We start from the raw sequence: 20,613 nt of genomic DNA, 5'->3' as shown, positions 1-20,613 counted from the left end.
GCTGCTCCCGCGGAAGGACGGGCGAAGCGGTTCATGGGGCGGGCCGAGACCCGAGCCGGCGGTTGGTCGGTGCGAAAGGCGGGCTCAGGGCGGTCAACAGATCCTCCGGGGCCGGCGGGCGGAACCCCATCGCCATCAACTCGTAGCCTGGCATCTGGTGGACGACAACCGGCGCGAAGCCGGCCGCCGTCAGGACGCCGCCCAGCGAATCCGGCGTGAAGCCGGTGCGGTGCGCCATATGGACCTTTCCGGCCGCGATCGCCACACCGTACCCGTAGATGATGTCGAGCGCCGTGATGGGGCCGGCGTCGGAATGGTAGAGGGGCTGGCCGATCCGCCCGGCCGCGATCTCCTCCGCCACCGCCTGCAGATCCGGCACGGCGATCAGGACACGACCGCCCGGCTTCAGCACCCGCAGGCATTCGGCAGCCGCACATGGCACCTCGTGCGGGTTCAGGTGCTCGAGGTTGTGCGACGACCAGACGGCGTCCACCGCCCCGTCGGGAATCACCGCCATGTCGGTGATCGAAGCGACGATGTCCGGACGGACCCCGGGATCGATGTCCAGCCGCAGCTCCCGCCAAGCCCGGGGTGGAAAATAATCGTGCAGACGCGTGATCGTGTCGATCCCGCAGCCGATGTTCAGAACGACCGGCCGGTCCGCGACCGGTGGTTCCGCGCCACCCGCGGGAGAATCGTTGGTCACCCTGTCCGCCATCCCAGTGGGGCCTGCCTGATGCCTGAGGAAATGAGCAGCCCCGCCGGTCAGGCCGGGCTCTTCTTCTCGGTGACGTGCAGGAGAATGCCTTCCAGCGGGTCACCGATGGCGTCGGAGCGGCAGGGGGAGCCGTTGCGGAAGGTGGCGGTGCGCTGCCCGCTGACGAAGGCGCCCTCGTAGAGGCACTCGAACCGCTCCGCCGCAGCACCGCGCAGGCGGATGGCGAAGCCGACCAGCGGCGTGCCGAGCCCGCGGCTGCCGCACAGTTTGCCGCCGGCAACCCAGGGGGTCTCCCAACCGTTCGCCGTCAAGGCCTTGTACTCGATGTCCTCGGACGACAGCAGGGCGGTCGGAGTGAGCGAGAACGCCTCGATCCAGAGCTGCTGGCCCACGCTGCCCGCCCAGTTGGTGTCCGTGAAGCGCAGGTCACCCTGCCGCTGCACATGCATCATGATCTCGAACGGAACGGTGCGCGGCGCGGCCGGCATCGGAGGAGGGGCCAACACGGCCGGCGCGGCGGCGGGCGCGGCGGCCGGAACGGTGTCGAGCCGGGCGATCTGGATGCCGAGGCCCCCTTCCGGCTGCTGGTCGTTCTTGTAGGAGGTCAGGAGCATGTGCGCCGGCTCCCCTTCCACCTTGACCACCAGGGCATCCCCGGCCTTGGTCAGCCAGCCGTCCGCCTGCGAACCGAGAAAGCTCACGCGGCTGCCGGCCGGGCTGTTCGGGGCCAGGGCCAGATGAAGACTCGGCAGCGGCAACTCGCCGGGCTGCCCGACTCCACGCCCTCCCACCACGACCACCGAGAAAAGCCCCGGGGTAAAGGTGATCTTCTGAGCGGTGGCTTGGACCTGACCGGACTGGGCGCCGTGGGACGCAGGGGCGGAACCGAACATGGGCAACATTCCCTCGGTGGGTTGGGGAGGCGCAGAACCGCGTCCGGAATCCACGGGCGGTGTGCCTGGGCGTGGGCGAGTCGCGATTCCGGAGGGGGCAACCGGGAGGAGTGCTACGCCACCCGGTGCGGAAAGGTCAAGGATGCCAAGCAGCGCGTCATTGAGGGCCGACGGCGGCAGCGCCGGGTCGAGAAGACGGCCGCCGCCCTGCGTGCGGATGCGTTCGGCGATGGTGCCGAGATCGAAGGCGGCGACCGCCAGACCGGCTCGCCACGCGGTCGACAGGGCGTAGCACCAGGTCTCCGGGCAGATCGACGGGAGAAAGGCGAGATGCGCGCTCTGGGCGCGGACAAGATGCTCGGCCTCCTCCTCCCGGTAGGGCCCGGTGATGAAGACCCGGCCGGTGGCGAACAGAGGACCGTCGTCGTCGGTGTAGCCGACCAGCACGAACTCCAGCGGCAGGTCGCGCAGCGCCGCGTCGCGCGCGCAGTCCAGCAGGATTCGCCGTCCTTTGTGCTCGCCGATGGCGCCGATGACGGCAACCGTCCAACGCCCGCCCGGCGGCCGGGACGGCCGGGGCTCCACCGCCGGGACGGCGGCGTCCCAGGATTCGATCTGGATCGGGGACGGCGGGACATGGCGCGCCAAGCGTCGGGCAACGTCCTCGCTCGACACGATCACCCGTTGCGCACCGGCGGTCAGCCGCCCCGTCCGGCGGCGCAGGTCGGCCACCGAGATGGCCTCCTGCAGCCGGGGGCCCGGCTGCACGGCGCAGCGCTCGCACCGAGCCATGTCCGGTTCGCCGCAATAGCGGCCATCCATCCCGATCAAGGTGATGCGCGGGCAGATCCAGCTGTAGTCGTGGATCACCATGTCGTAAGGCACGCCCAGCCGGGCCGGCAATTCGAGCACCACGGGATCGTGGTTGAGGCTGTGGTGGATTTCCACCCGCTCCACCCGCGCGCGCCGCAGCACCGCGACCAGAAGATCGATCTCCGCCACCGTGCGGAACACGAGGTGGCGCAGGTCGCGCCGGTCCGGGTCCTCCAGCCGGCAGAATTCCGGCGGTGTGCCCTCCTCGACGCGGCAGGGAGACAGCAGCAGCGTGCGCCGGCCGGCGCGCGCATGAAGACCGCGGCGCTCCGCGATGTGGCGTGCGACGCCGCCGGCGAGGTCGAGGGTGATGAGCAGCACCGACGGAACCGCCGGCTCGTCCAGCCACCGGACGAGGTCGAGGCGGCGGCGCGCCTCGGCCAGGGGATCCTCCTTCAGGAAGGCTCCGACAAGCGCGTCGTAGCCGGGGTGCAGCCGGTTCAGCACCCGGATGTTGCGCCACATCAGCACCCGCTTGTGCCGGCCGAAGGAGCGACCGCCGACATGGGCCACGAAGACGTCCGTCGCCCCGACATGCCGCCAGCCGAACCGGCGGGCGCGCAGGCAGAAGTCGTTCTCCTCCCCATAGCCGCGGCCGAACAGCCGTTCCTCGAAGGGCCCGGTCTCCTCCAGACAGTCGCGCCGGATGTAGGTGCAGAAGGCGACCGCCGTCGGCAAATCAACGACGGTGCCAGCGTTCGCGCGGGCCGCCGCAAGATGCAGGGCTGCGGTCTCGGCCGGTGACGGCGGCGGGGAGGGCGCCGCATCCTCCTCGTCGGAGACGGGGTAGCTGAGGATCGTCGCATCGTTGGAGAAAGGGGTCACCGTGCCGATGTCGGGTGCGGCGTAGGCGGCGGCCCGCAGCCGGGCAAGCCAATCCCCGGCGACCAGGGTGTCGGCGTTCAGCAGGACGACATCGCGGTCCGGATGCAGCCGGAAACCGCGGTTGACCGTGGCCGGGAATCCAAGGTTCCGGTCGTTGGACAGGAGCGTGATGCGGCCCTGCGCCGCCAGCCCGGCGAGATCCCGCACCAGCTCGGGCTCAGGGCTGGCGTCCTCGATGACGACGACCTCGCCGGCAATTCCCGGAGGCAGGGCGGGCATCGTTTCGAGAACACTGGCCAAGCAAGCCATCGTCTCCGCCCGGCCGGCGTGAACCGGCACGATGATGTCGATGACCGGGGCGGCCGTGGAGGCCGAAGCCGCCGGCCGTCCCATGCGCCGGGAACGCGGGCCGACCGGCACCGGACGGACGGTCGGCCTCCGCGACCCTGCCGCCCGGGTTTCCTCCATGGCTTCCACGATCGCCCCGTCACCCCACAACAGGGGGCTGCCGGTCAGCGGGGTGCCAGCCGGCCCGGCCGTGACGGTGAGCCAGCCGGGCGTGAGGCCCGTGTCGGCCAGATCCAGGGAGAAGCCTTGTCGTCCCTCGTCGAGACCAAGGAACGGCGCGTCTTCGACCCGACGGTCGGGAAGCAGCGTCACGCTGTGGCCGACAGCGTCGGTCACCCGCAGTTCGGCCGGCGTCTGCGGAGCGAGCGGCAGCCAGGTCCAGCCGTACAGCCGGTCGCCTTCCACATCCACCGCCCCTTCCGCCTCCAAGCGGCGGGGCAGGCGCGCCGGAGCGCCAAGAAGCGGCGAGTTGCCGACGGTGATGGACACCTCCAGCCCCTCGGCATCCGCTTCCATGTCGATAATGAAGCGGGCCGGTGCCGACGCGGACGGCGTGGCGGAGCCGGCGAAACGGTTCAGGAAAGCGTCCAGGGGCAAGGCCAGCAACGTGCCCTGCGGCGTGCCGACCCGTACCGTGCTCGTCCGGTCGCCCGGCGTCCGGCGGATCGCGCCGACGATCCGGGTGCCCCCGTCGGCGGCCATCCACCCGGTCCCCATCCACCCGGTCCAGGCCCCGGCCTGGACCAGGCCATCGGCGAGCGACGCGAGCAGCGGCGTGGAGGACACGGGATGATCGGCAAGGAGTTGCCCGATCTGCGCGGCCGCGGCAGCCGCGTCCCCGTCCAGGAACAGCGCTTGGGCGAGCGCCACACGCGGCATGGCCAACGGAGTCGCCTCAAGCGCGCGCTCCAGCGGCTTCCGGGCTTCCCTTGGCCGCCCGGAGGCGATCAGCAGGGCGCCGTACAGCGCCGCGCGGGAATAATCGTCGGGACTCAGTCGGAAAGCCCGCTCCGCCCAGCGCAACCCCGTGGCGAGGTCGTTGCGGGCGACGGCGCACTGGGCCAGGGCAATGGCCGCACGATCGTGGTTGTCCTCGTTGCCCAGAAGCTGAAGCGCCAACGCCTCGGCCTCGTCGTGCCGGGCTTCGGCCATCAGGGCATCCAGGCGGGCGCCGGCGTTGGTCAGCCAGGATGTGCGTGTCATGAAGGTCGGGCGAGGTGGAAGCGGTGCGCGAACAGGATCAAGCACCACTCTGAAAGAATTGGTTTACAAGTGCAAGAAACGCGCTTTCACCCTGAAATAAAATTGGGCCCGCCGATACGTCGGCAGGCCCAATTTCTGGATAAGCGGGGACGCTTAGCCGACGACGATCGAACCGGTGAGCGAGTTCTTGTCGGTCACGCCCGAGATCAGGATCGTGGTCTTGTCCGACAGAGTGATCAGAACACCGTTCGAGGCGACGGTGGCGCTGTTCAGGACGCTGCCGGCGGTGATGCCGGTGTAGCCCGTGATCGCCAGGGTGTCCGTGCCCGCCTTGAAGTCGGCGATGACGGACTTGCCGCCGCCGAAGACGGTGCTGAACACGAAGGTGTCGCGACCCTCGCCGCCGACCAGGGCGTTCGTGCCCTTGCCGCCGAACAGGACGTCGTTGCCCGCGCCGCCAACGGCGATGGTCGTGCCGTTCGGGTCAAGGCCGCCCAGGATGGTGTCGTTGCCGCTGCCGCCGGCCAGGGTGGCGTTGCCGCCGCCGCCGATCAGCGTGCCGCCCACCGAGCCGGAAGCCACCGTGCTGTTGCCGCCGAGCGCGATGGCCGTGCCGCCCTTGGACAGGGCGATCAGGTTGTCGCCGCCCTGGGCAATAACGGTGTCGTTGGAGCTGCCCGCGAGAACGACGTTGTTGCCGCCGAAGATACCGACGGTGTTCTTGCCGGTGTCGTTCGTGATGATGGCGTTGCTGCCGCCGGACACGGCGAGCAGGTTGTCGCCGTCACCCGCGGTCACGGTGTTGTTGCCCGACGCCGCGATGATGGTGTCGTTGCCCGAACCACCATAGATCGTGTACTTGCCGCCGCCGTTCGCCGCCGTCCCCAGCAGCTGGCCACCGGCGCCGCCGACCACGGTGCCCGTGCCGGTGCCCGCGGTGATTGCCGTGTTCTGGGCGTCGTTGGCCACGAGCAGAAGGTCGTTACCGGCACCGCCCATGACGGTCGCCGCCGCCTTGGAGGTCAGGATCAGACCGCCGCCGGAACCGCCCACGGTGATCGGGCCGCTCGCCGGCAGAGCATCGTCACTGACGGCAACGAGCTTGGTCAGATCGACCTTGCCCGTTTCCACCAGAGTCGGATTAGTCAGGATAGAGCCCACGACCGTCGACGTGACTCCGATGTCGGTCGGCTTGCTTACACCGCCCGTAAGCGTCGTCGCCATTGGTAAGAACCCCCGCTAATGAATTACTTCTTAAGGTCTAATCACTCAGATACAGCAAGCGGAAGGGTCCTGCAAGCGCGAAGTGAGGGAATCCGCAAGGGTCACAACTCGTTAATATGCATGCACAGTTTCCGGAGGGGATTTGGGTTGATCGAGCCGACCCGGCCGTATGTCCAGAAAAGGGCCGGCATCGCAAAATGTTATCTTAATAAGCAATTCACATTTACAGATCGTCACAGAGATGCAGCGGACGGCGGGGCATGCCCGATGTCCAGGGTCCTTGGAGGCGGGCGGAACATTTGGTAGGAGTCTCGGGCATCATCCATGAGGCGTATGCCCGCCCTGGCGGGACACGGTCCTTGACCGGACGGAAAACGCGCCGGTCCGGTCGCGGAACGCCAAGCCTCCCCAATCCGGCTTCGCCGTGGCGACGCGGCATCGCCCAAGGGGGATGCAGACATTCCTGTGGCTGGTCCCCGCGACCACGGCCCGTCAACTGAGAAAGCACTGCTCGCCGCCATGCGCATCCTGCTGCTGTCGCGCTACGGTCAAATGGGTCCGAGCAGCCGCCTTCGGCATTACCAGTTCCTACCGGCGCTGCGGGCCGCCGGCATGGCGGTGGACGTGGCCCCACTCCTGCCCGACTCCTACGTATCGGCTCTCTACAGCCGTGAATCGCGGCGCCTTCCCCTGATTGCCGCGCGCTACGCCGACCGCCTGTACCGGCTGTGGAGGGCAAGGACGTACGACCTTTTGTGGATCGAGAAGGAAGCCCTGCCGTGGCTGCCTTACGGATTGGAGCGCCTGCTTCTGGGCAGCCGGATCCCCTACGTGGTCGATTACGACGACGCCTGGTTCCACATCTATGACCGCAGCCGCTGGGGTCTGGTGCGCGCCCTTCTCGGGCGCAAGCTCGACCGGATCATGCAGGGGGCGGCGATGGTGACGGTCGGAAACGCCTATCTGGCCGAACGGGCGGAGAAAGCCGGCGCGCGCCAAGTCGAGATCCTGCCCACGGTGGTGGATCTCGCCCGCTACCCGAAGGCGTCCCCGCCCGGCGAGGACGGGTCGGTGACGGTTGGATGGATCGGCTCCCCCATAACCGACAGCTACCTCGACCTCGTCGCCGGGTCCCTCGGCCGGCTGCGCGACGAGACCGGAGCGCGGGTCATGCTGGTGGGAGCGTCGCCAACGGCCCTGGAGGATCTCCAGCCCAGCCGCCACGCTTGGCGGGAGGACACCGAAAGCCACCGGATTACCGAATTCGACATCGGAATCATGCCGCTGAAGGACACTCCATGGGAGTGGGGCAAGTGCGGCTACAAGCTGATCCAGTACATGGCCTGCGGCAAGCCGGTGGTCGCCTCGCCGGTCGGCATGAACCGCGACATCGTCGAAAACGGCATCAACGGCTTCCTGGCGAGCACGCCGGAGGAGTGGATGGTCGCCCTGCGTCGGCTGGCGCTTGACGCCGGGCTGCGCCGCCGCCTGGGGGCGGCTGGCCGGGCCAAGGTGGAGCGCCTGTACGCACTCGACCATGTGGTGCCGCGCCTGATCCATGCCCTGCGGATCGCGGCCAACCAGGGAGACGGGCCCTGCCCGGAAAACACGGAGGCCAGCGGACGGGAGATGCGGGAGCCGCGCCCGGTCATCGGGCGGCGATAAGGCCGCAACCCCGCCGCGGACAGGGTCCCGGAGCCAAATCCGGTTCACACCGGACCGGCATTGGCTCTAAGGTGCGGCGATTTCCGGAACCCGCTCCACAATCGGCCGCCATCGCGGCATCCTGTCTTCGGGGAGTGTTCGTCCATCGTGATGCCCATGGTCAAAGCCGTCCTGCGCCCCTTCTACCGACCGCTGGCCGACCGCTGGCCGACCGCGACCGCCCGGCTGCGCCACCTTCTCTCCGGCACCGCGGGGGAGGGGACAGGCCTGGGCGATCCAGCCCCCGGCGGCCCGGCGGCGCTGCGCATGGCCTCCTGGATCGACGCGCTCTGGTGCGACATCCACGGCGTCCACGTCCAGGGGTGGGCGCACGCCTTCGAGCATCCCGTCCGCCGGATCGTCTTCCACTGCAACGGCCAACGCGTCGAGACCGACCGTTTCCTCAGCCGTCCGGACCTGCTCAACCATTACCCCGAACACACCCATGTGGCGGACACCGGCTTCTCGGCCTACCTGCCGTTCCCGCCGTTCCAGCCGATCCGCTTGGAACTGGTGACCGACGCCGGCTTGGTCAGCGAGGAACTGGCCGTGCCCGGTCACCTCAAAGCGCCGCCCGCGGAGGCCGCCGGGCCGGAGCAGGAGCCGTTCGAGCGGTTCCTCACCACCATGCGCGAACGCCGCGGCACGGTGCTGGAGATCGGCGCGCGCAAGGTGGGCGACATGACCCAAAGCACAGCCGCCCGCCTTGGTCCCGATTGCCGGTTCATCGGCTTCGACATCCACCCGGCACCCGGCGTCGATTTGGTCGGCGACGCCCACGCCCTCAGCCGTCTGGCCGGTCGCGGCAGTGTGGACGGCATCATGTCCATCGCCGTCCTGGAGCATCTCCAGGCGCCCTGGGTGGTCGCGGCTGAGATCAACCGCACCCTGCGCCCGGGCGGGCTGACCTTCCAGGTGGTCCCGCAGACCTGGCCCATGCACGAGTTGCCGAACGATTTCTGGCGGATGTCGGACGAAGGGCTGAAGGTGCTGTTCGGTCCGGCGCTCGGGTTCGAGATCCTGGCCTGTGGCCTCGCCGACCCCTTCACGATCGTTCCCGGCCCGGATCGCCGGATCGGCTCCTGGACGACGATGCCGCTGAGCCCGGGCTTCGGAACGGCCTTCATCCTGGCGCGGAAGGTTGCCGAGATCGGCGACGCGGCCGTCGTCTGGCCGGCCGCCGTCGGGGACCTCAGCGAACGCAGCCAGGCTTACCCGCGCCACGACGCCTGAAGCCGGTTCCGGCAGGCCGGAACCGGTGGAACGGCCCACGCGCCATCGTCAGGCGCCGTAATAGCGCCCGATGACGGCGACCACGGTGCCGTAGGCCATCGCGGTGAACCCGGCCGCGCAGGCGAGGCGGAGCAGGGCGTTCAGCGGCCGGCCGGGGATGGCCGGCAGAACGGCGGCGAGCAGGACCGGGGTGAGCAGCGGGATGAAATAGCGCCCCGAGACCCCTTCGACGACCGTCCGGTACGGTGGCGTCCAGGACAGGTACAGCGACAGGAAGATCGCAAAGACCACGCCGAAGGCCAGCACGGGCAGACCGAAACGCAGTATCCAGGGCGGTGCGCCGTCGGACCGTCCGCGTGTCACCAGAGCCAAGGCGAGTATCCAGGGCGCGCTGTCATAAACCCACGGCGGCAGCAGCGTGTCGAGCCATCCCAGGACCCCAACGGTCGTCAGAAAGTAGATGTGGGTCTGCTGGGCGATGGTGTCGAAGAAGATCGTCAGGTAGGTCAGCGGCGCACCGAGGACAAAGGCGAGCTGCGCCTTGCTGTCGATCTCGTCGATGCTGCTGCGCACGGAGATCATGTGCTCCGTGTTGGTGGCGTACCACGCGACCGTGGCGGCCAGCCCGACCAGGATGACCGCAGCCTCGGCCAGCAGCACGGCGCGGGTGCGTTCGCTCCGGTTGGCGAGCGCGCGGACCAGCCCGATGGCCAGCAGAGGGGCGTAGACCGACTTGCCCGCGGCAAGCATCGCCCCGATGACGATTCGGGCCGCCAGGGGCTTGCGATCGATGCGGCCGTCCTGCCCCGCCGCCGCCCGCAACGACAGGGCCAGGAACAGGAAGGACAGCGCGTTCAGCGGCGTGTCGGCGGTCAGGGTCGCCGCCTGGAACAGGCTGATCGGCAGCAGGGCAACGGCGGCCAGAAGCATGGGTGCGAACGGCATCAGGCGGATCGCCGCCCAGGTCACGGCGACGTAGGCCAGAAGATTGGTCACGCGGCCAGCATACATGGACACCAGCGGCCCGCCGCCGAGCGCACGGGCCGCGGCGATGCCGGCCGCCTGCGGAAAGTAGTTGGTCGGCGGATAGATGGCCGAGTTGGGAAACGTGACGTCGATCCGTTCGCCCCAGGGCTCATCGAGACCGCGCAGGATGAGTTCGCGCGAGGTCTTCTCCTGGGATTTGCCGATGAGCCGGGACGCCTCCTCACGGTCGAGCAGCCGGGTCACGCCGGCCGGGAGCCGGCCGCCGGTCCACACCGACACCACCTCGCCTTTCCAGCCGCCTTCGGAAACCTGATAGGACCGGTAGAAATGGGCGTTTTCATCCGCCGTCTGGTAGGGCGGCGTCAGGAAGCACAAGACCAGTCCGGCTGCCAGGGCGATCACCGCGAAGATCGCCTGCGGCGTGACCCGGTCCAGAAGCCGGTCGGCCCAAGACCCGCGGGCCATGATGGTCCAAGCGGTCCTGAGTGGAAGGCGCGCCAGCGTACCAACCAGAAAATGGAGCATTCCTGCGGGGATATGCTTTGTCAGAACGGCCTTTGCAGCCAGCATCGCGGTATCCTCGGCAGAGAACGGCGGCAGAAAACGGCGGCTATTGCTTTTGAGCAGAAACGGTGCGGTGCATCAAGCGCAGGGATGACGCACCACGGGTCAGGCAGCCACACACGTTTCCGACAGGCACAGCCCCGAACGGTCAGAGGGGCAAGCGCCGCGCCCCCGCGAGTTGGCGGGCACGCTGCTTCAACTCGGTGTCCACCGCAGGCAGACGGGCATCCCCGGATTCCGCAAGAAGGGGCCGCAGGGCCTCCGCCGCCTCGTCCTTGCGGCCAGCGTCGGCAAGAGCGTGGGCTTGGTGGTACAGGGCGGACCACATCAGGCCGGGCGCTGCGGCCGGGGCGGCTTCGGCAATACGCCGGCAGGCGGCATAGGCCTTCTCGAACCAGGAAGCCGCTGCGCGCGGCGCCTTGCGGTGGTTCATCGAGAGGATGCCGAAGGCAAAGGCCGCGGAGGCCAGCACCGCGCCGTCCGACGGCAAGGCGGCCTCCACCGGGCTGGCCAGGCGGTCGGCCGCCGCGTACTGGCCGAGATTCACCAGATCGATGAAGATCTGGCGCTGCGCCCCGTCGAGGAACCGGGTGGGAATGCGCTCGCCAAGCAGCGCGCTCGGTGTCTGGCCGAGCGTCCGGATGTCCTCCGCCGCTTGTCCCGGCTCGCTCCAGATCAGCAGGTGGCTGACGTAGGTCCGCGAACGCCACATCAGCTCCTCGCTTTCCTCGTCGTCGGCCCCGATGATGCGCAGGGTCGCGCGCATCCGTTCGCTGGCCAGCGTGGCCGCCTGGAAGCAAACCCGTGCCAAGTCGAGGCGGGCGTCAGCCTGCCAGGTCAGAATGCCCTGGAAATACAGGATGCTGCCCAGGCAGAACGGGTGGGAGTCGTGATACGCGTCGATGCTGGCCGGCATGGGTGCGGTCGACAGCGCGGCGAGCAGGCCGGCCGGGTCGGACAGATCGATGCCCCAGCGGAGCCGGCAGGCCTCCGCCACACCGGTCAGCGCCGCCTGCGCCCCGGCATAGTCGCCGGCGTTGGTCAACTCCTTCAGCAGCCGGTAGCGGTACCCGATGCCCAGCGGGGTGGTGGGGTCGGTCGTGCCGATCCGCGTGCGCAGGTAGTCATGGTACGAGCGCCGGTCGAAGGGGCGGGCAAGATCGGCCTGCAGCGGCCCCTTGGACGCCGCCACGCGCAGCGTGTGGCCGCGGTCCTGCACCGACACCTGGGTGAAGCCGACGCGTCGCAGCAGCGCTTCCATGCCCTTCGGGCTGTAGAGTGCGTAGTGATAGCCTGGGCAGAGCAGCGAGAGCAGGGTACCCGGCTGCGTCTCCGGCCGGATGCCGCTGGCGCTTGGGGTGGTCAGCAGCAGCGTTCCGTCCGCGGTCAGCACGTCGCGCAGGATGAGCAGCAGGCTTTCCGGCTGGAACACATGCTCGATCACCTCGGCGCACAGGGCGACGTCGTAGGACTCCGCCCCGGCATCCGCCGCCGTGTTCAAATAGATGTGTTCGATGTCGACACCCAGCACGGTGCGGCCGGCGCGGGCGCTGTAGCCGGGGTCGAAACCACGCGCCTCCCAGCCGAAGGCCACGCGGGCGTAGTCGAGCAGAAAGCCGAAGCCGCAGCCGATCTCGATGTAGCGGCGCGCCCGCGTGGGATCGACCGCGGCCAGCAGTTCGGCCATCACGTCGATGCCGGCGTTCTGCTCCAGATAGACGTCCACCAGCGGATCAAGCACCGCCTCATAGGGCGGCTGGGTCATGGTCGGGTGAAAGGCCGTGTCGCAGCCCGGGCATGTGACCAGCGGTTGCTCGGGATGCGGCGGCCACGGCGATCGGACGTGCAGGCGAACCGGCATGGCCGCGCTGGTTCCGCAGGCCGGGCAAGTGGCGTCCAGGTGGCGCGTCCCCTGTTCCCAAACGATCGTCTGGGTCCAGTTGATGATGTCGGTGCCACCCAAGTCGAACTTTTCCATACTGGTCCTCGGCCTCCGTCGAACACGCGCCGTTGTATCAACAGGCCCTAGCGCCCGCAACAAACGCGGCGTATCGCCCAGGCCCGCCGGTCTGCCGGAACCACCGGGAGTGGTCGCCCGATGCCCCGCGCCCTCCCCGAAAGAGGGGGTAAATGGCCCCCCCGGCCCGTTGTAAAGTCGCGCGGGATGTCGCGGATCCGATGAACGAGAGGCAAAGGCGCATGAGTGGACACGCAACGGTTCTGGTGACGGGTGGAGCCGGCTACATCGGTGCGCACGCGGTGCTGGCGCTCACGGAGGCCGGCTATCGGGCGGTCGTGCTCGACGATCTGTCGACCGGGGAGCGCGCGGCGGTCCCGGACGATGTGCCCTTTGTGCACGGCAGCGTCGGCGACCCGGATCTGCTGGCCGACACGCTGGAACGCCACGGGGTGGGGACCGTGATGCATTTCGCCGGTTCCATCGTCGTGCCGGAGTCGGTGGAGCAGCCACTCGCCTACTACCGGAACAACACCTTGAACAGCCACGCCCTGATCGAGGCCTGCGTGCGGGCCGGGGTGGAGCGCTTCATCTTCTCCTCCACAGCCGCCGTCTACGGTGTTCCTGACCGCATGCCGGTGCGCGAGGACTCGCCGACGGAGCCCATCAATCCCTACGGCCGCTCCAAGCTGATGACCGAATGGATGCTGCGCGACGCGGCCGCGGCCCATGGCCTGCGCTTCGCGGCGCTGCGCTATTTCAATGTGGCGGGAGCCGATCCGAAGGGCCGTGCCGGCCAGCGGTCGAAGGTTGCCACGCATCTCATCAAGATCGCCTGTGAAGCCGCGGTCGGACGGCGTGGCGAAGTGATGCTGTTCGGCGACGACTACCCGACCCGTGACGGCACCTGCGTTCGCGACTATGTGCATGTCTCAGACCTTGCCGACGCTCACGTCGCGGCGGTCCGCCATCTGGAGGCGGGTGGGGAAAACGGCGTGTTCAATTGCGGCTACGGGCACGGCTACACCGTGCGCGAGGTGCTGGATGCGGTCGAGCGGGCGGCTGGCAAGCCCCTGTCGGTCCGCGTCGTGGGGCGGCGCGCGGGCGATCCGCCGGAACTGGTCGCCGCCAAGGACCGCATCGTTGCCGCCCTGGGCTGGCAGCCGCGCCATGACGACCTGGACACCATTGTCCGCACGGCGCTTGCCTGGGAACGCCGCTTGGCCGCAGCCACCGGCTGAGCGGGGCGCGTTTGGGGTCCTCCAGGACGGCGTTGGTCCGTGGTCGCGCCGCCTGGAATGTTGTCGCGAGGGGAGGGAAGAAGGGCCGCGTCGTTTGGAGTCTTGTCGCAGCCCCCGGCGCCCCTTCGAATGCCGCTCGGTTTCCGGGGCAACGCCCGGCCCCGAAGCGAATTCCCGTTCGCTTCGGGCTCTGACCGATCAATGAGATCACATTGATTGAAAGGGTGATACGGACGAAGCGCTGCAAGCGCCGTCCGTATCATACCACCTCATCCACCGGTTTCCGGCGCGGGCTATGGTCCTGTGATAAACGGGCTTCGGCCGCACGCGCGGCCAGGCCGCCACGGCGACCCGCTTTAAGGCCGGGATGACCGGGTCTCAGCGGGTAATCTGCTGGAATTTCCGCTCGGGGATCGGTGGCGGCGAGGGGTGGAGGAGCAGCCCATGCTCTTCCACTTCGACCCGCGCGTCCGGATAAACGGCGAGGGCCAGTTGCAACGCCTCGATGAAGCGCTTGCGGAAATCCCGCAGGCGGCTGTAACCGGCACCGAACTGCTCGAAGACCGCGGGCCAGGTGATGGGAGTCGGCCGGCTGAGGATGTGCAGGCGGTAGGCCAGCCAGATGTAGATGTCGATGCTGGTGCTGTTGTTTTGGATGTGCCGCAGCGCGGGCTCCCAGATCGGCACAGGGTGAGCTTTCAGCTCGCGAAAGAAGGCTTCGGACAGCATCACCCGGTCTTCCCACAGCATGCCCTGTTGGGAGTCTGGCGAGGCGGAGAAATGGATGCCGCCCTTGACGATGGAATCCTTTTCGAAGCCCAGGCTGTTCGCGTCTTCCCAGGCGAAGGTCAGGTTGCAGGCGGCGATGCGCGACGCCTGTTCCCGGATATCGCGGTAGGTCTGGCCGCCCACCGACAAGCCCATGCGGTCCAGCCATTCGTGCATGCTGCGGCCGAGTTCGACCTCCCGGCTGTCGGTCTGCAGCGCGCGGGTTTGCAAATACAGCAGGATCATCCGTGCGCGACTGCCGTACGGGACACCATAAAGTTTGAATCCACCGCCGCGGACGGGCAGTCGACCGGGCTCGATCAACAGACGTATTCTGTGGCCACGCCGTTCCCACGGCTGTTCATCTGGAAGACGACGGTGAGGAAGAGCCGTCAAAGCGAAGCCGGAATAGGTGATTCCGAGTTCCTGCCGCTCCTCCTCCAGAACCGCTGTAGCTATATCGATCAGCGGAAGCTGGTTGGGATCGGTTTGGAGTGCTTTGGCCTGTTCACGTCCCACTTGGGTGATCAGGCGATGCAGCTGGCCCATCGCTCGCTTGGCTCGCGGATCGTTTCGGATTGCTTGAATGGGTTTCGTATATCACGTCCGGTCCACAGCCGCAATTTGGAGTCTTGTCGCACAGACTATTTGTAAACCTATTTGATCTACCTAATTGTTTGAGCGACAAGATTCCAATAGCGAATCGCGATTCGCGCGACAAGACTCCAGAATTTGCGCGACAACACTCCAGGGGGCAACCGGTTGCTTCTGTGGAATGCAGTTCCGATGCGACAAGACTCCAAACTTCCATTTCCGAGTCGTGTCCGAATCGATGAACCCGTTGCGGTGTCTGGAGTCGCAACGGTCGTGGGCGGCGGCGGCGGAGTGGGGGGCGCGACAAGACTCCAAGCTTGGGCGTGGCATGCGGGCCAAGCGGGCGGCCGGGTGGGGCATGGCAAGGGAGGGGCTGGGGTCCTGGCAGAGAACTGGTCCGCCCACCCGCCTCGCATGGCCGGGACCTTTTTGAAATCAGGCGATTCACGTTGACGTGCCACACCCCAGCGAAAATAATGCGCCGCCTCATCGGATCCCTGTACTGATCCGCGGACATGCCGCACTGTCTCAAGCCACGCGCATGATCCGGTCGATGAGACTTTTGAAGGAACTGGGCGAGACCGCATGGGCCATATGAGAAACAGCCAGAACGATCGGTCGATGATCGGCTCGGGCACCGAGGGAATGCAGCGTCTGATCCATGATCAAGGCAAAAGCCGGTCTGTGGATCTCTGCGCTCATCTGTTTGTCTGTTCCGCCGGCTGAGACAACGTACCATGGCTCTCGACAGCTTCACGAGCGAACCCTACCAGCGCCACAACAGGCGGCGGCAGGAGCATTTGGCCTCGCTCGGCCTTGACATCGCCGGTCGCCGGGTCCTGGAAATTGGCGCGGGCATCGGCGACCATACGGGCTTCTTCGTTGACCGGGGTTGCCGAGTCACCTCGACGGACGGACGGCAGGATTGCCTCGACATGCTGGCAAGCCGCTTTCCCGGCGTGCGCACCGTGCTGTTCGACGCCAACGGCGAACAGCCGCCCGGCCTGGAGCCGCACGAGATCGTGTACGCCTACGGCTTGCTCTATCATCTGCGCTCGCCGGAAACGGCGCTTGCCGTGATGGGGCGGTTGTGCACGGACATGCTCCTTCTGGAGACCTGCGTTTCGGGTGGGACGGAGTCCCGGCTCGTCATGGCTGACGAGGTCATGGGCGATCCGACTCAGGCGCTTGACGGTCTAGGGTGCCGGCCGACCCGGCGCTGGGTGTGGGACCGTCTGAACGAGCTGTTTCCCCATGTCTACGCGACCGTGACCCAGCCCTGGCACGAGCAGTTCCCCGTGGATTGGACGGCGCCGGACGTGGGCGGGTCCGGGTTGATCCGGGCCATCTTCGTCGCGTCCCGCCGGCCCATCGACAATCCCTTACTTTCCTCGACGCTGCCCGACCGGCAGTCTCGTGGCGGCTGAGCAGCCTGCATCCATTTTTGAGGAGCTGCACAGCATGCAGCAAGATCTTTGGCTCACGTGGGAGCTGACGAAGCGCGAGATTGCCCAACGGTACCGCGGAACCTTTCTGGGCATCCTGTGGCCCATGCTCTACGCCGGCCTCTTCCTTGCCATCTTCTCGTTCGTCTTCACCGTGGTGCTGCGCGTCCGCTGGGGGCAGAGCGGGGAGAACATGGCAACGGGATCTTTGATGATATTCTGCGGGATGGTGCCGTACCTGTTCGTCGCCGAGGTCATGGGGCGCAGCCCCGGCATCATGCTCGCGTCGGCGAACTTGGTGAAGCGCGTGCGGTTTCCCGTCCACCTGATCCCGGTGGTCTCCATCAACGCCGCCCTCATCATCGCTGCGATCAATCTGGCCCTGCTGCTGGCTTTCGCCTTCGCTGTCGGTGAGGCCGATGCGTTCGCCGTGCTGTTCCTGCCGCTCATCCTGGTGCCGCTCTATCTTTTCGCACTCGGGATCGGCTGGCTCTTCTCGTCGGTGGCGGTCTTCTTCCGCGACCTCGGGCAGATCGCTCCGGTGCTGGTCCAAGTGATGATGTTCATGGCCCCGGTCTTCTACCCGGCCAGCATCATCCCGGCGGACTTTTTGCCGTATTTCGCGGTCAACCCGCTGACCTACTTTGTCGAGGCCTTCCGCAGCGCTCTCGGCGGGCAGTTCGACGTGGCGCTCTGGCTGCAGATGGTCGCGCTGCATGGCGGCATTGCGGCCTTGGGCTGGCTCGTTTTCCATCGTCTCCGTCCGGCCTTCGGAGATCTGCTGTGACCTCGGCTCCCCTGTTCGCTCGCGGCGGAACGCTGACGGCGGCGCTGGGCGACCGGCTCGAACGCCTGCTGATTGTCGATATCGGGGCCGCCGAATATTCCGGTGGCCAGCGGCCGCCCTACGCTCCGCTGTTGGCTGCCCCCCGGACGACCGTCCTTGGCTTCGAACCCCATGACGAGGCGCGAGCGGCGACGGAAGTGGACGCGCAGCGGATCATACTGCCGCACGCCGTTGCCGATGGGGAGCGGCACCGGTTCCACCTGTGCGCGGCTCCGATGACCTCCTCCCTGTTGGAGCCCAACACGGGCTGGCTGGAGCGCTTCGAAGGCCTTGCCGATCTGTGCCGGGTCGTTGGGACCGAAGCGGTGGACACGGTCCGCCTCGACGATGTGGTGGAGGCGGCTGAGGCCGACTTCCTCAAGATCGATGTGCAGAGCGCAACGCTGCTCGTCCTTGGCGGGGCCGAGCGCGTGCTGTCCCGCGCGCTTCTGGTGCACACCGAAGTTGAGTTCGGCCCCATTTACCAAGACGCGCCGAAGTTTGGCGACGTCGACCGCTTCCTGTCGGCCCGCGGCTTCGAGTTCCACCATTTCCTCGATTTCGGAACGCGCCGGGTTCTATCGGGCAGCCACGCCTTCGGTCAGGCGGCGACCCGCCAACTGTGGGCCGATGCGGTGTTCGTGCCGTCTTTCACGCGCCTTGACGCGCTGGATTCCGGTGCGCTTTTGAAGCTTGCCGTCATCGCCCATGATTGCTATGCCGCTCAGGATCTGGCTCATGCCTGTCTGACCCGCGTCGACGCCCGGACCGGAAGCGATTTTGCCGTAGCGTATCGAGTGGCCGTGCTCGCTGAGGATACCCACTGATGACCGCGCGCTCCGACCCCGCGACCGCTCCGCTCCTGACGGTGAGCGACGTTTCCAAGAACTATGAGCTGCATCGTTCGCCCGGTGCGCGCTTTCTGCGCCAGCTGCTCGGTCCGCTGTCCCCGGTGAATCCGCGCTTGTTTCCGGCCGTGCGCGACGTCTCGTTCGAGCTGTTTCCAGGCGAGGCCATCGCCGTGCTGGGGCGCAACGGCGCGGGCAAGAGCACGCTTTTGCAGCTGATCACCGGCCTTCTGAAGCCGTCGACCGGCCGCATTGCGCTGCCGCCCCGCGTGATCGGTCTGCTTGAGCTCGGCAGCGGTTTCAACCCCGACTTCACCGGGCGTGAGAACATCTGGATCAACGCGGCGATCCTTGGCCTCCGTCGCGAGGAGATCAAGGCCAAGCTGGACGAGATCATCGCCTTCGCCGAAATCGGCGACTACATCGACCAGCCGGTCCGCACCTATTCCAGCGGCATGTTCCTGCGCCTCGCCTTCGGGGTGGCCACCGCGGCTTCGCCGGATCTCCTGCTCGTCGACGAGGTGCTGGCCGTCGGCGACATCTTCTTCCGTCAGAAGTGCTACGACCGCCTGCGCGTGATGCGTGAAGGCGGCACGGCGATCGTGCTGGTCACCCATTCGCTGACCGATGCGGCGGAGTTCTGCGACCGCGGCCTCGTCCTGTCCGAAGGACGCATGGCCTTCTACGGTGACGCTGTCGAAGCGGTTGAATACTACATGCATCACGAGCGTGAGGCGCGGACCGGTACGCGGGCGCCCCGCAAGGAATTGGCGCGGACGGACGGGGATGCCGCCCAGGGCGAGACCGGGGAGGACGGGCGGCCGCATTGGCTCGATGACCCCATGAGCATCGATCTGTCGTCCATGGCCCAGATCGGTGACCCGGACAGCGCCACGGTCGAGCGGCTGTTCATCACCGATCTGGAGGGCCATCCGACCCGCGTCTTTCACCAGGGGGACTGGGTCCGCATCCACGCGTCCTTCCTCGTCCATGCCCCGGTCAAGCGCGCCATCCTGGGAATAGCCATCCGCAACGAGAAGAACATCCTCGTCCACGGGAAGAATGGCTTGAACGTGCGGGAGGACAGCCCGACCGACGTTCAGCCGGGCACCCGGCTGGAGCTGGTCTACGACGTCAAGCTGGACGTCGGCATGGGCGAATACACCCTGGATCTCGCCCTAGCCGAAATCGATGACCTGGTGTTCGCGCGGCGTGGCGAACTGCCGCCGGAGGATCTGGCTCCCCACGTCATCATGCTCAGGGTCATCAACGGCACCGGGGCGATCTCCGTGATCACCCAGCGCCGTGGGAACGGCGCAACCTTCTCGCATTACGGCCTCGCCGATCTTCCCAACCACATGACTGCCCACGCCTTCACCGCGGCCAAGCAACAGACGGTCGGAGCTCCTTCGTGCTGACCTACGCGCAGAATTTTGAAGACGTCATGCTTGAGCGCCTCTTCAAGGAGGTGCAGAGCGGCTTCTACGTCGACATCGGTGCCTGGGACCCCACAGCGCACTCGGTGACCCGGCATTTCTACGACCGCGGCTGGCGAGGGGTGAATGTCGAGCCGATTTCCCAGCGTTGCCGGCTGTTCGATGCGGAACGTTCGCGGGACATCAACCTGAACAAGGCGATCGGCCCGCAGCCAGGCTCAATGGTCTTTTTCGAGTGCCTGGAAGAGAGCTACCTGTCGACCCTGAATCCGGAGGTTGCCACCGCCATGCGGGAGCGCGGCTTGACGGTCCAGGAACACACCGTCGAGGTCGTGACTCTTGCCGACATCTTCGAAGTCCATTGCCCGGAAACCGTCGACTTCCTGAAGATCGACGTGGAGGGTTTCGAAGGGGAACTGCTGAAGAGCTTCGACCTGACCCGCTATCGCCCGCGGGCCTTGGTGGTCGAGGCGACCATTCCTTCCACCGCGCCGTCCGGCTTCGATCACCTGGACGAGATCGGTACATGGCAGGGGTGGGAACCGGACGTCCTCGCCCAAGGCTACCAGCTTGTCCATTTCGATGGTCTGAACCGCTTCTACCTGCGCAGCGAGGACGTCGGCCTTGCCCGCCGCCTTGCATTGCCGCCGTGCATCTTCGACGAGATCGAGCACGCGCCCACTGTCGAGCAGATCAAGGCCCTGACGGATGACCGCGCGGCCAAGGAGGAGGTGATCGGCCGGCTGGAAGGGGAATTGGAGGGGGTCCGCGGCGACCGTGCCGCCAAGGAAGAGGTGGTCGGCCGGCTGGAAGGGGAATTGGAGGCGGTCCGCGAGGACAACGCCGCCAAGCAGGGCGTCATCGACCGGCTGGGCCAGGAGCTGGGTCTGGTCCGCGAGGACAACGCCGCCAAGCAGAGCGTCATC

At 67.3% G+C, this 20,613-nt stretch carries 15 protein-coding genes; 8 read left to right on the top strand and 7 right to left on the bottom strand.

The window, feature by feature from the left end; all coding sequences use genetic code 11:
- Positions 1-31 precede the first annotated feature (31 nt).
- From ACFPMG_RS04655 to ACFPMG_RS04645, 3 genes are all read right to left on the bottom strand, one after another.
- Positions 32-706 (bottom strand): class I SAM-dependent methyltransferase, encoded by a 675-nt coding sequence (locus ACFPMG_RS04655; protein WP_376994035.1) that lies wholly within the window; start codon positions 704-706, stop codon positions 32-34.
- A gap of 59 nt (positions 707-765) precedes the next feature.
- Positions 766-4,860, bottom strand: coding sequence for a glycosyltransferase (locus tag ACFPMG_RS04650; RefSeq protein WP_376994034.1), 4,095 nt, complete (start codon positions 4,858-4,860; stop codon positions 766-768).
- A gap of 153 nt (positions 4,861-5,013) precedes the next feature.
- Entirely contained in the window at positions 5,014-6,084 is a 1,071-nt protein-coding gene (locus ACFPMG_RS04645) for a calcium-binding protein (protein ID WP_376994033.1), read from the bottom strand.
- Between the two features lie 519 nt (positions 6,085-6,603).
- Between ACFPMG_RS04645 and ACFPMG_RS04640 the strand changes: the two genes are divergently transcribed.
- Both ACFPMG_RS04640 and ACFPMG_RS04635 read left to right on the top strand, forming a co-directional pair.
- On the top strand, positions 6,604-7,749 hold the full coding sequence (locus tag ACFPMG_RS04640) for a glycosyltransferase family 4 protein (protein WP_376994032.1): 1,146 nt from the start codon (positions 6,604-6,606) through the stop codon (positions 7,747-7,749).
- A gap of 150 nt (positions 7,750-7,899) precedes the next feature.
- Positions 7,900-9,021, top strand: a complete 1,122-nt coding sequence (locus tag ACFPMG_RS04635; RefSeq protein ID WP_376994031.1) for a methyltransferase domain-containing protein — start codon at positions 7,900-7,902, stop codon at positions 9,019-9,021.
- A 48-nt stretch (positions 9,022-9,069) separates the two neighbouring features.
- Here ACFPMG_RS04635 and ACFPMG_RS04630 read toward each other — a convergent pair whose 3' ends face one another.
- Both ACFPMG_RS04630 and ACFPMG_RS04625 read right to left on the bottom strand, forming a co-directional pair.
- Entirely contained in the window at positions 9,070-10,473 is a 1,404-nt protein-coding gene (locus tag ACFPMG_RS04630; RefSeq protein ID WP_376994030.1) for a DUF2142 domain-containing protein, read from the bottom strand.
- Between the two features lie 247 nt (positions 10,474-10,720).
- Positions 10,721-12,550 carry a class I SAM-dependent methyltransferase gene (locus ACFPMG_RS04625; RefSeq protein ID WP_376994029.1) on the bottom strand — a complete coding sequence of 610 codons (1,830 nt, stop codon included), beginning with the start codon at positions 12,548-12,550 and terminating at the stop codon, positions 10,721-10,723.
- A gap of 221 nt (positions 12,551-12,771) precedes the next feature.
- On the opposite strand from ACFPMG_RS04625, the gene galE reads away from it, so the two are divergent.
- On the top strand, positions 12,772-13,770 hold the full coding sequence (gene galE, locus ACFPMG_RS04620) for a UDP-glucose 4-epimerase GalE (RefSeq protein WP_376994028.1): 999 nt from the start codon (positions 12,772-12,774) through the stop codon (positions 13,768-13,770).
- Between the two features lie 378 nt (positions 13,771-14,148).
- Here the strand turns inward: galE and ACFPMG_RS04615 are convergent, their stop codons facing one another.
- Both ACFPMG_RS04615 and ACFPMG_RS04610 read right to left on the bottom strand, forming a co-directional pair.
- The gene (locus ACFPMG_RS04615) at positions 14,149-15,087 is read right to left on the bottom strand and encodes a replication protein RepA (protein WP_376994027.1); all 939 of its coding nucleotides are present in this window, start codon (positions 15,085-15,087) and stop codon (positions 14,149-14,151) included.
- A 573-nt stretch (positions 15,088-15,660) separates the two neighbouring features.
- Complete coding sequence (locus ACFPMG_RS04610; protein WP_376994026.1) at positions 15,661-15,834, bottom strand: hypothetical protein; 174 nt, start codon at positions 15,832-15,834, stop codon at positions 15,661-15,663.
- Positions 15,835-15,869: 35 nt separating this feature from the next.
- On the opposite strand from ACFPMG_RS04610, the gene ACFPMG_RS04605 reads away from it, so the two are divergent.
- The 5 genes from ACFPMG_RS04605 to ACFPMG_RS04585 form a co-directional block, all read left to right on the top strand.
- Positions 15,870-16,559, top strand: coding sequence for a class I SAM-dependent methyltransferase (locus tag ACFPMG_RS04605; RefSeq protein ID WP_376994025.1), 690 nt, complete (start codon positions 15,870-15,872; stop codon positions 16,557-16,559).
- A gap of 34 nt (positions 16,560-16,593) precedes the next feature.
- On the top strand, positions 16,594-17,364 hold the full coding sequence (locus ACFPMG_RS04600) for an ABC transporter permease (protein WP_376994024.1): 771 nt from the start codon (positions 16,594-16,596) through the stop codon (positions 17,362-17,364).
- Positions 17,361-18,230, top strand: coding sequence for an FkbM family methyltransferase (locus ACFPMG_RS04595; RefSeq protein WP_376994023.1), 870 nt, complete (start codon positions 17,361-17,363; stop codon positions 18,228-18,230). Before ACFPMG_RS04600 ends, ACFPMG_RS04595 begins: the two co-directional genes overlap by 4 nt.
- Positions 18,230-19,669: an ABC transporter ATP-binding protein gene (locus ACFPMG_RS04590; RefSeq protein WP_376994022.1), complete on the top strand. Its 1,440-nt coding sequence runs from the start codon at positions 18,230-18,232 to the stop codon at positions 19,667-19,669. Before ACFPMG_RS04595 ends, ACFPMG_RS04590 begins: the two co-directional genes overlap by 1 nt.
- Positions 19,663-20,613: FkbM family methyltransferase (locus ACFPMG_RS04585; RefSeq protein WP_376994021.1), on the top strand; the 951-nt coding region annotated here is incomplete at its 3' end. The genes ACFPMG_RS04590 and ACFPMG_RS04585, both read left to right, overlap by 7 nt.

Origin of the sequence: Azospirillum himalayense (genome assembly GCF_042657465.1) — a bacterium.
In the GTDB taxonomy this organism is placed as follows: domain Bacteria; phylum Pseudomonadota; class Alphaproteobacteria; order Azospirillales; family Azospirillaceae; genus Azospirillum; species Azospirillum himalayense.
This window is presented reverse-complemented; position numbering and strand designations above follow the sequence as displayed.